This window comes from Curtobacterium sp. MCBD17_013 (assembly GCF_003234565.1).
Classification (GTDB): Bacteria; Actinomycetota; Actinomycetes; order Actinomycetales; family Microbacteriaceae; genus Curtobacterium.
Map to the genome: position 1 here is coordinate 26,121 of NZ_QKTU01000003.1, position 12,762 is coordinate 38,882.

Genomic DNA, 12,762 nt, shown 5'->3' on the forward strand with positions numbered 1-12,762 from the left:
GCCGGTCAGGCACACATTCGACAACACATGACCGCCATGCCCGGCATCATCATGCCGGCAGTCCCCTGGACCTCGACGAGGACGCGGGTGGACGAGGAAACAGTCATGGGGCGAGTATCGGCGGTATACCAGGGGGCTGTCAACTGTCCCGGCGGACGTGCGGACGGGCGCCCGCGCGACGCCAGCGCCGACCGAGCCTGCGAGGGCGGTGGAAGGGGCTACTCGGCGAGTCCGCGCGCTGGAGCTGAGGCGGCGCGCCAGCGCCGCGCGACGCCAGCGCCGACCGAGCCTGCGAGGGCGGTGGAAGGGGCTACTCGGCGAGTCCGCGCGCTGGAGCTGAGGCGGCGCGCCAGCGCCGCGCGACGCCAGCGGCGACCGAGCCTGCGAGGGCGGTGGAAGGGGCTACTCAGCGAGTCCGTACAACCGGTCGCCCGCGTCGCCGAGTCCGGGCACGATGTACCCGCGGTCGTCGAGTCGCTCGTCGAGGGCACCGAGGACGATCGTGACGTCCTTGCCCGCGGTGGCCTCCTCGACCGCGGCGAGCCCTTCGGGCGCGGCGAGGATGCAGACGGCGGTGACGTCCACGGCGCCCCGGTCGAACAGGAACTCGATCGCGGCCGTCAGGGAGCCACCGGTCGCGAGCATCGGGTCGAGGACGAAGCACTGCCGGTTCGACAGGTCCTCGGGCAGGCGCTCGGCGTACGTCTGGGGCTCGAGGGTCTCCTCGTTGCGCGCCATGCCGAGGAACCCGACCTCGGCCGTCGGCACGAGCTTGACCATGCCCTCGAGCATCCCGAGGCCCGCTCGGAGGATCGGCACGACGAGCGGACGCGGCTTGGCGATGGCGACGCCGACGGTGTTCGCGACGGGGGTCTCGATCGCGGTCGCGGTCACTCGCACGTTGCGCGTCGCCTCGTACGCGAGGAGCGTCACGAGCTCCTCGGTCAGAGCGCGGAACGTCGGTGCGGGCGTCGTGCGGTCGCGGAGCACCGACAACTTGTGCGTGATGAGCGGGTGGTCGGCGACGTGGACTCGCATACGCTCAAGGGTACCGGCCACGGAGGCGCCACCGCGGCGGACGAGGAGGGCGAGTGGAGCACCGGCAGCACGGACCCGGGCCGGTCGGCCCCGGACCCTCGGGCATCGGCGGCGGAGCGGACCGGGGCGAGCACCCGGCGGCCCGGCCGTGGGTGGCCGCGATGGAACGGGCGCTCGACGAGGCCCGCGCGTGTCTCGCGACGGGGGACGTCCCGGTCGGCGCGGTCGTGCTCGACGCGACCGGTGCGGTGGTCGCCACGGGGCGCAACGAACGGGAGGCCCGACAGGATCCGACCGCGCACGCCGAGGTGCTCGCACTCCGCGCCGCCGCGGCACGCACGGGGGACTGGCACCTCGAGCAGCACACCCTCGTCGTCACGCTCGAGCCGTGCCCGATGTGCGCCGGCGCCGTGCTCGCCGCTCGGGTACCCCGGATCGTGTTCGGCGCGTGGGATCCGAAGGCGGGTGCGTCGGGCAGCGTCTACGACATCGCGCGCGATCGACGACTCCCACACCGGGCCGAGGTCGTCGGCGGTGTGCTCGAACAGCCCTGTGCCGCGATGCTCGACACGTTCTTCGCCGCGAGACGCTGAGGCCGCTCGGCGACCGGACGCGCCTCAGTGCCAGAACACGGCGATGAGCACGTTGACGATCGCCAGCGCTCCGGTCGTGTGGAAGAACGGCAGCGCCGCCTTCGGTCCGGCCGTCCCCGCGTCGGCCCGGCGCTGCCGCGACCGCGCCACGAACGCCGTCGTGAGGGCGAACAGCGCGATGACGAGCTTGACCCCGAGCTTGACGTGGTTCGCCCCGCCGTGGGTGGTCGCGTCGATGATGCCCATGAGTGCCAGACCCGTCACGAGCTGCGTCACGAGGCCGATGACGAGCCACTGGGTCTCGATGTGCTCCTTGCGCCGGACCTGTGCGAGGAAGGCGCCGATCACGGCGGCGAGACCGAGGAAGTGGAGAGCCAGGAACACGTTCTGCAACACGGACATGCTCCGATCGTGGCGGAGGCCCGGCCGGCTCCGCCACGAAGGCGTGCCTTCCCTGTGGACGGTCGCTCGGCCTCCCGACCGGGGGAGGACGCGTCAGTCGGCCGCGCGGATGATGATCGCCTCGGTCGGCGGCCGCGGGGCGTCGTGCCGGACGTCGGGCTCGATGTAGATGACCCGGGCGACGGGCACGACGGACCGGACCCGGGCCTCCAGGGCGTCGATGCCCGCCGCGACGTCCCCCAGGCGACGGTCCCCGTCCACCGCGACCTTCGCCGCAACCATGAGCTCGTCCGGGCCGAGGTACAGGGTCTTCATGTGGATGATCGAGTCGACCTCCGGGCCGTCGAGGATCGCCCGCTTGATCGCCTGCAGGTCCGCGGGCGTCGCCCCCTCGCCGAGCAGCAGGCTCTTCGTCTCGACACCGAGCACGACCGCGACGGCGACGAGCAGGAGGGCGATGAGGATCGTGCCGATCGCGTCGAAGACGCCGTTGCCGGTGAGCGCCGTCAGACCGACGCCGAGGAACGCGAACACGAGCCCGGTGAGCGCCGCCGTGTCCTCGAGCATGACGATCGGGAGTTCGGGTGCCTTGGCCCGACGGATGTACTGCACCAGGGACTGGTCCCCGCGGTCGGACCGGGCCTCCCGCAACGCCGTCCGGAGCGAGAAGCCCTCGAGCAGGATGGAGATCGCGAGCACCGCCAGCGGGAGCCACCAGGTCTCCAGGGGGTGCGGGTGCTCGAGCTTCTCGATGCCCTCGTACAGCGAGAACACGCCGCCGATCGAGAACAGGATGATCGACACGACGAAGGCGTACACGTACCGTTCGCGGCCGTAGCCGAACGGGTGTTCCTCGTCCGCCGCCCGCTTCGACCGTCGGCCGCCGATGATGAGCAGGACCTGGTTGACCGAGTCGGCGAGGGAGTGGACGCCCTCGGCGAGCATCGACGCCGATCCGCTGATCGCGGCCGCGATGAACTTGACCACGGCGATGCCGACGTTCGCGCCGAGGGCCGCGACGATCGCCCTGTTGCCTCCGGATGCGCTCATGGTGCCCAGCCCTGCTCTCGTTCCTGTGCGGTCGGTCAGATCCTAGGATGGCCGGATGGTCCTCGATCTGCCACGTACCGCGATGCTCGGCGTCGGATCCATGTCGGGAGCGGTCCTGGACGGCCTGCTCGCCGCAGGCGTCCCCGCGGATCGCTTCGCCGTCACCAACCGGTCGGAGCCGTCCGCCGAGGCGCTCCGCGTCCGGGGCCTCGACGCCGTCGCCGTGGAGACCGACCCGGAGGCGAACCGGCGCGCCGTGCGCGGGGCGGGGCTCGTCGTCGTCGGGGTCAAGCCGTTCCTCGTCGCCGACCTGCTGCGCGAGGTGCGGGCCGACCTCGAGCCGGACGCGGTGGTGGTGAGTGTCGCCGTCGGGGTGACGAGCGTGACGATGGAGTCCCTGGTGCCGGAGGGCGTGCGGGTCGTCCGGGCGCTGCCGAACACCCCCGTGCGCGTCGGCCGCGGTGTCACCGGGGTCAGCGGGGGCAGTCGCGCCGACGCGGCGGCGGTCGCGCTCGCTTCGTCCCTCTTCGCGGTCTCGGGCGATGTGCTCGAGGTCCCCGAGGCCCAGCTCGACGCCCTCAGCGCGGTGTCCGGGTCCGGGCCCGCCTACGTGTTCCTGCTCGTCGAACAGTGGCGGCGTGCGGCCGAGTCGCTCGGGTTCGACCGCGAGCAGGCGCGGGTCATGGTCGAGGGCACGCTCCGCGGCGCGGTCGAGCTCCTCGCCACGTCGGACGACGGCCCCGAGGCCCTCCGGCGCGCGGTGACGAGTCCGAAGGGCACGACCGAGCGGGCGATCGCGGTCCTCGAGGACGCGGACCTCGAGGGGACCCTCCGCCGTGCCGCCGATGCCGCCATCGCCCGAGCCGCGGAGCTCGCCGCGCTCTGACGCACGCGCCCTCGGGCACCCCGAGGGCGTCCGGATGGCCCTCGCCGCGCGCGCCCCGTTACCCTGAGCGCATGCCCGACATCTTCGGCGTGATCGCGGACCCCACGCGGCGCCGACTGCTCGCAACCCTGCTCGAGGAGTACGGCGCGGCCGGGTCCGTCGGCGAACTCAGCGTGGGTGCGCTCGTCACGCGCCTCGGGATCAGCCAACCGACGGTGTCGAAACACCTCCGGGTGCTCCGCGACGCCGGCCTGGTGCGCACGCGCGACGAGGGCCAGCACCGCTACTACCGCCTCGACCCGGAGCCCCTCGTCGGCGTCGAGGAATGGCTCGCACCGTTCACCGGTGTCGTCGCTGCCGAGGAGGTTCCGGCGACCACGGCGTGGACCCCCGACGGCCGCCCCGTGTCGGTGCGCCGCGGCGCCGCGGGACGGTCTCGGGTGGACGTCGGCACCGAACTCGGACGGGTGATGGCCGAGGCGTCCTTCCGCGCCACGACGGCGATCTCGGGGGCGCAGACGGGCTGGGAGCGCGTGGTCGACCCGGTGCGGCGTCGGCTCCAGCGGCGTGCCGGCGAGGACGACGACTGACCCCCGTTCCCGGGGCAGCGGGCGGGCTGGACACCGCGCCACGGCCGCCCCTATGGTTGCCAGAGACCACGCAGGTCACACCATGGTCCGGAGGTGCCGGGCCCCTCCTGAAGGCAGAGCATGGCCGGCAACTTCGACGACGTGCGGTTCCTCACGGTCGCTGAGGTCGCCGAGATGATGCGCGTCTCGAAGATGACGGTCTACCGCATGGTGCACGCGGGGGAGCTCCCCGCCATCCGCTTCGGCCGGTCGTTCCGGGTCCCGGAGTCCGCCGTCGCGGAGATGCTCCGCGGTGGTGTCGCCGACGTCGGTTGAGCGCGCCACGCCCACGCCGTTCGACAACGCCGGTCGGCTCCGGTAATGTCGCACGAGGTATTTTTCCGCGGTCTCCGACCCGGTGTCCACATCAGCCGTAGGAGGGCCGTATGGGTTCTGTCATCAAGAAGCGCCGCAAGCGCATGGCGAAGAAGAAGCACCGCAAGCTGCTGCGCAAGACGCGCCACCAGCGTCGCAACAAGAAGTAGGTCCTACCGGACCTGCTCACCACGAGAGCCCCGACCGATCACCGGCCGGGGCTTCGTCGTCTCCGCACTACGCTGGACGGGTGCCCACCGTGACGCTCCTGACCAAGCCCGGATGCCACCTGTGCGACGACGCCCGTCCGATCGTCCGCTCCGTGCTCGACGCCCACCCCGACGTCGTGTTCGAGGAGCGGGACATCCTCCAGGACGACGCCCTGCGCGAGGAGTACGCGGAGGACATCCCCGTGGTCATCGTCGACGGCCGGGTCCACAGCACCTGGCGCGTCGACGCCGAGCGGTTCGAGCGTGCGCTCGCCGCGGCCGAGGCCCGCGCGTGATCCACCACGTCGTCGCCTGGCGCTTGCGCGACGACGTCGTCCGTCACGAGGCGATCGCCCACATCCGCGCCGTGCTCGAAGCCCTCGACGGCGTCGTGCCGTCGATCCGCTCCATCCGCGTGGTCGACAACGTGGCGTACCCCGGCAGCAACGCGGACGTCGCGGTGGTCGCCACGTTCGACGACCTCGCCGGGCTCGAGGCCTACCAGGTCCACCCCGAGCACCAGGCCGCCGCCGACACCGTCCGCGGGATGGTCACGGGGCGGACCGCCATCGACTGGGAGGCCTGAGCCGCGCCTCCCGGCCGTCGCTGCCGCACACGCGGGAGGCGCTGCCCCGGTGGGGAGCAGCGCCTCCTGTCGTGCGGTCGGGAACCGCTACGGGAGCAGGCGGGTGGGACCGCGGAACAGGTACGTGACCTCGCGGATCGACGACTGGCCGAGCATGAGCATGAGCACCCGGGCCAGGCCCATGCCGAAGCCACCGTGCGGGGGGACGCCGTAGCGGAAGAAGTCGAGGTACCACTCGAGCTCGGCGGGGTCCAGGCCCTTCTCGACCGCCTGCTGCGTCAGGACGTCGACGCGATGCTCGCGCTGGGCGCCCGTGGAGATCTCGGTGCCGTTGTAGATGAGGTCGTAGCTCTTCGTGAGCGTCGGGTCGTCCTCGTGACGCATGTGGTAGTACGGCCGGATCGTGGCGTCGTAGTCGGTGACGAACACGAAGTCCGAGCCGAACTGCTCCTTGACGTACGCCGAGATCCGGCGCTCGCCCTCGGGGTCGAGGTCGCCGTCGGCGCGGGGGATCTCGTAGCCGCCCTCCGCGACGATCCGGCGGGCCTCGGCGAGCGGGATGCGCGGGAACGGCGCGGTGGGGACCTGGAGCTCGAAGCCGAAGACCTCGCTGATCTCCTCGCCGTACTTCGCCTGCACGGCGGTGATGCCGGCGACGAGGAGCTCCTCGTGCATGGCCATGACGTCCTCGTGGGACTCGACCCAACTCATCTCGGCGTCGACGCTGGTGAACTCCGTCGCGTGCCGGGAGGTGAACGACGGGTCGGCCCGGAACGCGTCCGCGATCTCGAACACCGCGCCGAATCCGGCCGGCTGCGCCATCTGCTTGAAGTTCTGCGGGCTCTGCGCCAGGTACGCCGTCGTGTCGAAGTACGGCAGCTCGAACAGCTCGGCGCGGGACTCGGACGCGGATGCCATGAGCTTCGGCGTGTGGATCTCGATGAAGTCGCGCTCGATCCAGTAGGTCCGGAACGCGTGCTCGAGGGTCGTCTGGATCCGGAACACGAGGTTCTGTTTGCGGTTCCGGAGGTCGAGGAACCGCCAGTCGAGGCGCTTGTCGAGCGAGGAGTCATCGGCGATCGGCGTCTCGGGGAGCGCGGCGGTCACGACGTCGAGGCGGTCGATCTTGACCTCGATGCCACCGAGCTTGACGCGCTCGTCGTGCTTGAGCGTGCCCTGGGCCACCAGGAAGGTCCCGTGCGCGAGCCCGGAGATCGTCTCGGTCGTGGTCAGCGCCGCACGTGCGCTGTCGTCGGCGTCGTCGTCGACGGCGCGGACGGCGGGGTTGACGAGCTGGACGGCGCCCGTCTCGTCGCGCAGTACGACGAACTGCACCTTCTTCTGGTCACGGACGGTCTCGACCCATCCGCCAACGGTCACGGGACCCTCGGGGAGTGCGGCGAGGTCGGCGATGCGGGTGCGTTCGATCACGGGGGTCGAGTCTAGCGGGCGGCCCCCGTCCCGCGTCGGACGCCGTGGTGAGCGCTCACGCCCGCCCGTAAGGTGGTCGCCGATGACCTCCGCAGCTGTCCCGTCCGGTCCGTCGGCACCCGTCGCCCACTCCGTGCTGCAGGCGCTGCGGTCGCCGCGCTTGCTCACGCGCGAGGTGCTCGCCGGCGTCGTGACGGCGCTCGCCCTGATCCCCGAGGCGATCTCGTTCTCGATCGTCGCCGGGGTCGACCCGGCGGTCGGCCTGTTCTCGTCGTTCGTCATCGCGGTCGTGATCGCGTTCGTCGGAGGTCGTCCTGCCATGGTCTCCGCGGCGGCCGGATCCGTGGCGCTGGTCGTCGCGCCGCTCATCCGGGACCACGGCATCGCGTACCTCGTGCCGACGATCGTCCTCGGCGGTGTGTTCCAGCTCGTGCTCGGCTTCCTCGGCGTCGCTCGTCTCATGCGGTTCATCCCGCGGAGCGTCAACGTCGCGTTCGTCAACGCGCTCGCGATCCTCATCCTCACCGCACAGCTGCCGAACCTGTTCGGCCGTGGCGTGCCGTTCGTCGTCTGGCCGCTCACGGCGCTCGGCATCGCGATCATCATCGCGTTCCCGCTCCTGACGAAGGCGGTGCCCGCCCCGCTCATCGCGGTGATCGTGGTCACCGCGCTCACGTTGCTGTTCCACGTCGACGTCCCGACGGTCGGGGACAAGGGCGCGCTGCCGTCGTCGCTGCCGACCTTCGCCGGGATCCGTGTGCCGCTCGACTTCGAGACGCTGCGGATCATCGCCCCGACGGCCTTCGGCATGGCGGTCGTGGGGCTCATCGAGACCCTGCTCACCGCACAGCTCGTCGACGCGCTCACGGACACCCGGTCGAGCGGGTGGCGCGAGTCGTGGGGGCAGGGCATCGCCAACGTCGTCAGTGCGTTCTTCGGCGGCACGGGCGGCTGCGCGATGATCGGCCAGACGGTCATCAACGTGAAGACGGCCGGGGCCCGGACCCGCGTCTCGACCTTCGTCGCCGGCGTCTCGGTGCTCGTGCTGACGGTGACCCTGCGCGGGGTGGTCGCCGAGATCCCGATGGCGGCGCTCACCGCCGTCATGGTCATGGTGTGCGTCGCGACGTTCGACTGGCACAGCGTCCGTCCGCGGACCCTCCGCCGGATGCCGCTCGGGGAGACGGGCGTCATGGTGATCACGGTCGTGGTCGTCGTGTTCACCGACAACCTCGCCACCGGAGTGCTCATCGGCGTCGTCGTGTCCGCGCTCGTGTTCGCCCGGAGGGTCGCCCACGTCGTGTCCGTCGAGCGGGAGGTCCGTGGCGACCTCGTCCGCTACCGCGTGCACGGCGCGCTCTTCTTCGCCTCGTCGAGCGATCTGCCCACGCGGTTCTCGTACGCCGAGGACCCGGCACGGGTGGAGATCGACCTCGCCGGCGCCCAGGTGTGGGACGCGTCGACGGTCGCCGCGCTGGACGCGATCGAGCAGCGGTACGCGATGCACGGTGCGACCGTCGAGGTGGTGGGGCTCGACACCCGGTCGCTGCGGATCCACACGCGGTTGTCGGGCCACCTGTCCTGACGGGCCCGCCCGGGCCTCCCGGACGCCGCTGCTGAGCGGTTCCGCATACCCGTGCGGCAACTGGGTGGGAGGTGGACGCGCCGCCCGACCTACACTGGAGGCCATGCCCGCGACCCGCTTGCACCTCGTTCGTCACGGCGAGGTCCACAACCCCGATGGCGTCCTGTACGGACGCCTGCCGGGGTTCCGGCTGAGCGAGCTCGGCCAGCGCATGGCCGCGGCCGCCGCACGGTCGTTCGTCGACGCCGGAGTGGACGTCCGTGCGGTCGTCGCATCGCCCCTGCAGCGGACGCAGGAGTCGGCCGCGCCGTGGGCCGAGGCGTACGACCTCGACGTCCGGCTCGACGAGCGGCTCATCGAGCCGACGAACCGGTACGAGGGCCAGCCGCCGGGCTTCACGCGGCGGTCGGTCGCCCGGCCGACGGAGTGGCCGTGGATCGCGAACCCGTTGCGGCCGAGTTGGGGCGAGGCCTACGCGTCGATCGCGAACCGCATGACGGCCGCGCTCGAGACCGCGTGGGGGAGCATCGACGGGGGTGACGTCGTCCTCGTGAGCCACCAGCTCCCGATCTGGACGGTGCACCGCCGGCTGGCCGGCGAGCACCTCTGGCACGACCCGCGTGCCCGTCGGTGCGCGCTGTCGAGCATCACGAGCGTGGAACGCCGTGGCGGGCGCTTCGTCGAGGTCGGCTACGCCGATCCCGCGGGTCCGCTCCGGGCCGGAGCCGTCGACATGGGAGCAGTGTGATCACCACCAGCACGACCGTTCAACCGCGGCGCCGTTCGACCCGCGCCCGCCTCGCCGTCGCGATCACCGGTGCCGTGGTCGCGGCCCTCGCGCTCGCAGGCTGCTCGTCGAGCTCGAACGACCAGTTGACGAACCAGTACGGCAAGGGCACCACGCAGAACTACATCTCCGGCGACGGTGCGGTGACCGAGGTCGCCGCCGACAAGCGGAGCGCGCCCGTGACCTTCTCGGCCACCACCGACGACGGCGACCACGTGTCGAGTGCCGCGCTCAAGGGCAAGGTCGTCGTCCTCAACTTCTGGTACGCCGGGTGCCCGCCCTGTCGCGCCGAGGCGAAGTACCTCAACCAGTCGTACGGGACGTTCCAGGGCAAGGACGTCGCGTTCGTCGGGGTCAACGTGCGCGACCGGAAGCCGACCGCCCAGGCGTTCGAGCGCACCTTCCGGACGGCGTACGGCTCGGTCCTCGACGCCGACCACGGGACCATGCAGCTCGCCCTCTCGGGCACGATCGCCCCGAACTCCGTCCCCACCACGATCGTGCTCGACAAGCAGGGACGCGTCGCCGCGCGCGTCCTCGGTGCGGTCGACTCGTCGAGCATCATCGACACCCTCGTGAGCGACGAGCTCAACGGGAACGCCTGACCCGTGACCGGCGGCAACCCCTTCTCCGACGCGATCCTCAGCGGTCAGATGGCCGTCGCACTGCCCGTCGCGGCGCTCGCCGGGTTGGTGTCGTTCCTGTCGCCCTGCGTGCTGCCGCTCGTGCCCGGGTACCTCGGGTACGTCGGTGGCGTCACCGAGGTCGGGCGACGTCGTGGCCGCGTCCTGCTCGGCGTCCTGTTCTTCGTGCTCGGGTTCACGGTCGTCTTCGTCGCGTACACGACCGTGTTCGGCGCGCTCGGCTTCTGGCTCGTGCGCTGGCGCGACCTCATCACCCAGGTGCTCGGGGTCGTCGTCATCGCCATGGGGTTGGTGTTCGTCGGCCGGTTCACGTTCCTGCAGCGCACCGTCAAGCCGTCCTGGTCGCCCGCCACGGGCCTCGTCGGGGCGCCGCTGCTCGGCGTCGTGTTCGGCCTCGGCTGGACCCCGTGCCTCGGCCCGACGCTCGCCGCGATCAACCTGCTCAGCGTGCAGGCCGGCAGCGCGTGGCAGGGCATGTGGCTCGGCGTCGCCTACTGCATCGGACTCGGCATCCCGTTCCTGCTCGTCGCGCTCGGCGCCGGGTGGGCGTCGAGCGCCCTCCGCACGGTCCGGCGCCACATCCGCCTCGTCAACGTCATCGGAGGAGCGATCCTGATCGTCATCGGTCTGCTCATGGTCACCGGACTCTGGTCGGCCATCATGTCGAGCGTCGGGGCGGTGATCCAGAGCTATGTCCCGCTCGTCTGACACCCGGGAGGCCCGGATCGCCGCAGCGGTTCCGGTCACGGACCGCACGTCCACGGCTGCCTCCACCGGCATGGACGAGGCCGACGGCACGACGATCGTCGGCGACCCGATGCGCCCGTCCGACCACGTCGACGCCGCTCCCACGTCGGGCGGCACCGGTGGTGGCGGTACCGGCGGCGGTGGCGGTGGGGGCGGCGACGACGGCGGGGTGAACCAGCCGGCGCTGTCGTTCCTCGGCTACGTCCGGTTCTTCTGGCGCCAGCTGACGAGCATGCGCACGGCGCTGTTCCTGCTCATGCTGCTCGCGCTCGCCGCGATCCCCGGGTCGCTCGTGCCACAGCGCACGGCCGACCCGAACGGCGTGACGCAGTACCAGGTCGACCACCCGACGTTGTACCCGGTCCTCGACAAGCTGCAGGTGTTCGACACCTACACCTCGGTGTGGTTCTCCGCGATCTACCTCCTGCTGTTCGTGTCCCTGATCGGCTGCATCATCCCGCGGACACGCCACCACTGGCAGGCCCTCCGGACCCGCCCGCCCCGCACGCCGGTCCGCCTCGGGCGCCTCGCCGGGTACCAGCGCATCGCGGTCGACCCGACCACGGTCACGGGTGGGGGGTCCGCGACGGGCCCGGCTCCGGCCCTCCCGACCGTCGAGACCGCCGTGACGAGCGCGATGACGCTTCTCAAGCGGTCCGGCTACCGGGTGGAGCGCTTCGGTGACTCGGTGAGCGCCGAGCGCGGCTACCTGCGCGAGACCGGGAACCTCGTGTTCCACACCGCGCTCGTCGGTGTCCTGCTCGCGGTCGGCATCGGTGGTGGGTTCAGCTACACGGGGCAGCGGCTCCTCGTCGAGGGCCAGACGTTCTCGAACGTGCTCGGCTCGTACGACTCGTTCAACCCGGGGCGCTGGTTCAGCCAGTCGCAGCTGCACGGCTACAACCTGACGCTCGACGACTTCACGACGACGTACGAGCAGAAGAACCTCAACGCGCTCGGTCAGGCGACGGACTACAAGGCCGTCGTGACCGCCCGGACCAAGGGCGGTGCGGCGACCAAGCGCACCATCAAGGTGAACGACCCGTTGTCGATCGGCGGGACGAACGTGTACCTGCTCGGCAACGGGTACGCGATGGACGTCACCGTGCGCGACGGCGACGGGCACGTGGCGTTCGAGGACGTGGTCCCGTTCCTGCCGCAGGACACGAACTACACCTCGCTCGGCGTGGTCAAGGTCCCGGACGCGCAGCCGGACCAGCTCGGCATGGTCGGGTTCTTCTACCCCACTGCGGTCAAGCAGGCGACGGGCGCCTACACGTCGAACTACCCGGACACCGAGAACCCGCTGCTGAGCCTGCAGGTCTACACGGGCGACCTCGGCCTCGACGACGGCGTCCCGCGCTCCGTGTACCAGCTCTCGACGAAGGGGCTGCGGCAGATCGCGGGGACGACGGCGGCGCACGGCGCGATCGAGCTCGAGCCGGGCCAGACGAAGCGACTGCCCGACGGCACCGGCTCGATCACCTTCAACGGCGTCAAGCGGTACGTCTCGCTCGACGTCCACCACGACGCCTCGCAGCTGTGGGTCGCCGGGTTCGCGATCCTCGCGGTCGCCGGACTCCTCACCTCGCTGTTCGTGCCGCGTCGGCGGGTGTGGGTCAAGGCCGTCGCCCGCCCTGGCGAGGACGGCTTCGACCTCGAGTACGCCGGTCTGGCGCGCGGCGAGGACCCGAACCTCGAGCGCGCAGTCGACGAGATCGCCGAGCGGCACACGGCCGGGCTCGGGGTGGTGCCGACGGCGGCGGCCTCGCTGACCTGACGCGCGCTGGCGTCCCGATCGGGACGCCGGCGGTGCGGGTCGTGCTCAGCCCGTACCGGCGCACGGGCGGGTCCTGGTTG

At 71.5% G+C, this 12,762-nt stretch carries 16 protein-coding genes; 12 read left to right on the forward strand and 4 right to left on the reverse strand.

Features of this window, described 5'->3' with window-relative positions; all coding sequences use genetic code 11:
- Positions 1-402: 402 nt before the first annotated feature.
- A complete protein-coding gene (upp, locus tag DEI81_RS04845) occupies positions 403-1,038 on the reverse strand; it encodes a uracil phosphoribosyltransferase (protein ID WP_111009408.1) in 636 nt (211 codons plus the stop codon).
- Positions 1,039-1,199: 161 nt separating this feature from the next.
- Here upp and DEI81_RS04850 point away from each other — a divergent pair, with 161 nt between their 5' ends.
- Positions 1,200-1,631, forward strand: coding sequence for a nucleoside deaminase (locus DEI81_RS04850; protein WP_111009606.1), 432 nt, complete (start codon positions 1,200-1,202; stop codon positions 1,629-1,631).
- A gap of 24 nt (positions 1,632-1,655) precedes the next feature.
- Here DEI81_RS04850 and DEI81_RS04855 read toward each other — a convergent pair whose 3' ends face one another.
- On the reverse strand, positions 1,656-2,033 hold the full coding sequence (locus DEI81_RS04855; protein WP_111009409.1) for a hypothetical protein: 378 nt from the start codon (positions 2,031-2,033) through the stop codon (positions 1,656-1,658).
- A 93-nt stretch (positions 2,034-2,126) separates the two neighbouring features.
- On the reverse strand, positions 2,127-3,083 hold the full coding sequence (locus DEI81_RS04860; protein WP_111009410.1) for a cation diffusion facilitator family transporter: 957 nt from the start codon (positions 3,081-3,083) through the stop codon (positions 2,127-2,129).
- A 55-nt stretch (positions 3,084-3,138) separates the two neighbouring features.
- On the opposite strand from DEI81_RS04860, the gene proC reads away from it, so the two are divergent.
- The 6 genes from proC to DEI81_RS16155 all read left to right on the forward strand — a co-directional run bounded on the left by proC (position 3,139) and on the right by DEI81_RS16155 (position 5,708).
- Entirely contained in the window at positions 3,139-3,969 is an 831-nt protein-coding gene (gene proC, locus DEI81_RS04865) for a pyrroline-5-carboxylate reductase (RefSeq protein WP_111009411.1), read from the forward strand.
- Positions 3,970-4,040: 71 nt separating this feature from the next.
- A complete protein-coding gene (locus tag DEI81_RS16650; RefSeq protein ID WP_111009412.1) occupies positions 4,041-4,559 on the forward strand; it encodes a helix-turn-helix transcriptional regulator in 519 nt (172 codons plus the stop codon).
- A gap of 120 nt (positions 4,560-4,679) precedes the next feature.
- The gene (locus tag DEI81_RS04875) at positions 4,680-4,874 is read left to right on the forward strand and encodes a helix-turn-helix domain-containing protein (RefSeq protein ID WP_111009413.1); all 195 of its coding nucleotides are present in this window, start codon (positions 4,680-4,682) and stop codon (positions 4,872-4,874) included.
- Between the two features lie 110 nt (positions 4,875-4,984).
- Positions 4,985-5,083, forward strand: coding sequence for a 30S ribosomal protein bS22 (locus tag DEI81_RS04880; RefSeq protein ID WP_003792170.1), 99 nt, complete (start codon positions 4,985-4,987; stop codon positions 5,081-5,083).
- 80 nt (positions 5,084-5,163) lie between these two features.
- Complete coding sequence (locus DEI81_RS16150; RefSeq protein ID WP_111009414.1) at positions 5,164-5,418, forward strand: glutaredoxin family protein; 255 nt, start codon at positions 5,164-5,166, stop codon at positions 5,416-5,418.
- The gene (locus DEI81_RS16155; RefSeq protein WP_181435326.1) at positions 5,415-5,708 is read left to right on the forward strand and encodes a Dabb family protein; all 294 of its coding nucleotides are present in this window, start codon (positions 5,415-5,417) and stop codon (positions 5,706-5,708) included. Before DEI81_RS16150 ends, DEI81_RS16155 begins: the two co-directional genes overlap by 4 nt.
- 87 nt (positions 5,709-5,795) lie before the next feature.
- Here the strand turns inward: DEI81_RS16155 and aspS are convergent, their stop codons facing one another.
- On the reverse strand, positions 5,796-7,139 hold the full coding sequence (gene aspS, locus DEI81_RS04895) for an aspartate--tRNA(Asn) ligase (RefSeq protein WP_111009415.1): 1,344 nt from the start codon (positions 7,137-7,139) through the stop codon (positions 5,796-5,798).
- An 82-nt stretch (positions 7,140-7,221) separates the two neighbouring features.
- Between aspS and DEI81_RS04900 the strand changes: the two genes are divergently transcribed.
- The 5 genes from DEI81_RS04900 (at position 7,222) to DEI81_RS04920 (ending at position 12,682) form a co-directional block, all read left to right on the forward strand.
- Positions 7,222-8,724 (forward strand): SulP family inorganic anion transporter, encoded by a 1,503-nt coding sequence (locus DEI81_RS04900; protein WP_111009416.1) that lies wholly within the window; start codon positions 7,222-7,224, stop codon positions 8,722-8,724.
- Positions 8,725-8,827: 103 nt separating this feature from the next.
- The gene (locus tag DEI81_RS04905; protein ID WP_111009417.1) at positions 8,828-9,472 is read left to right on the forward strand and encodes a histidine phosphatase family protein; all 645 of its coding nucleotides are present in this window, start codon (positions 8,828-8,830) and stop codon (positions 9,470-9,472) included.
- Positions 9,469-10,116: a TlpA disulfide reductase family protein gene (locus DEI81_RS04910; RefSeq protein WP_258368505.1), complete on the forward strand. Its 648-nt coding sequence runs from the start codon at positions 9,469-9,471 to the stop codon at positions 10,114-10,116. The genes DEI81_RS04905 and DEI81_RS04910 overlap by 4 nt, the downstream gene beginning before the upstream one ends.
- A 48-nt stretch (positions 10,117-10,164) precedes the next feature.
- Entirely contained in the window at positions 10,165-10,863 is a 699-nt protein-coding gene (locus tag DEI81_RS04915) for a cytochrome c biogenesis CcdA family protein (protein ID WP_111009609.1), read from the forward strand.
- Positions 10,864-10,933: 70 nt separating this feature from the next.
- Complete coding sequence (locus tag DEI81_RS04920) at positions 10,934-12,682, forward strand: cytochrome c biogenesis protein ResB (protein ID WP_375334761.1); 1,749 nt, start codon at positions 10,934-10,936, stop codon at positions 12,680-12,682.
- Positions 12,683-12,762 lie beyond the last annotated feature (80 nt).

Excerpts from the sequence above, each read along its gene's own strand:
- DEI81_RS04860 (WP_111009410.1), bottom strand. The coding sequence starts at position 3,083 with ATGAGCGCATCCGGAGGCAACAGGGCGATCGTCGCGGCCCTCGGCGCG.
- DEI81_RS04875 (WP_111009413.1), top strand. The coding sequence starts at position 4,680 with ATGGCCGGCAACTTCGACGACGTGCGGTTCCTCACGGTCGCTGAGGTC.
- DEI81_RS04855 (WP_111009409.1), bottom strand. The coding sequence starts at position 2,033 with ATGTCCGTGTTGCAGAACGTGTTCCTGGCTCTCCACTTCCTCGGTCTC.
- DEI81_RS04900 (WP_111009416.1), top strand. The coding sequence starts at position 7,222 with ATGACCTCCGCAGCTGTCCCGTCCGGTCCGTCGGCACCCGTCGCCCAC.
- upp (WP_111009408.1), bottom strand. The coding sequence starts at position 1,038 with ATGCGAGTCCACGTCGCCGACCACCCGCTCATCACGCACAAGTTGTCG.
- proC (WP_111009411.1), top strand. The coding sequence starts at position 3,139 with ATGGTCCTCGATCTGCCACGTACCGCGATGCTCGGCGTCGGATCCATG.
- DEI81_RS04880 (WP_003792170.1), top strand. The coding sequence starts at position 4,985 with ATGGGTTCTGTCATCAAGAAGCGCCGCAAGCGCATGGCGAAGAAGAAG.
- DEI81_RS04915 (WP_111009609.1), top strand. The coding sequence starts at position 10,165 with ATGGCCGTCGCACTGCCCGTCGCGGCGCTCGCCGGGTTGGTGTCGTTC.
- DEI81_RS04920 (WP_375334761.1), top strand. The coding sequence starts at position 10,934 with ATGGACGAGGCCGACGGCACGACGATCGTCGGCGACCCGATGCGCCCG.
- DEI81_RS04850 (WP_111009606.1), top strand. The coding sequence starts at position 1,200 with ATGGAACGGGCGCTCGACGAGGCCCGCGCGTGTCTCGCGACGGGGGAC.
- DEI81_RS16650 (WP_111009412.1), top strand. The coding sequence starts at position 4,041 with ATGCCCGACATCTTCGGCGTGATCGCGGACCCCACGCGGCGCCGACTG.
- DEI81_RS04905 (WP_111009417.1), top strand. The coding sequence starts at position 8,828 with ATGCCCGCGACCCGCTTGCACCTCGTTCGTCACGGCGAGGTCCACAAC.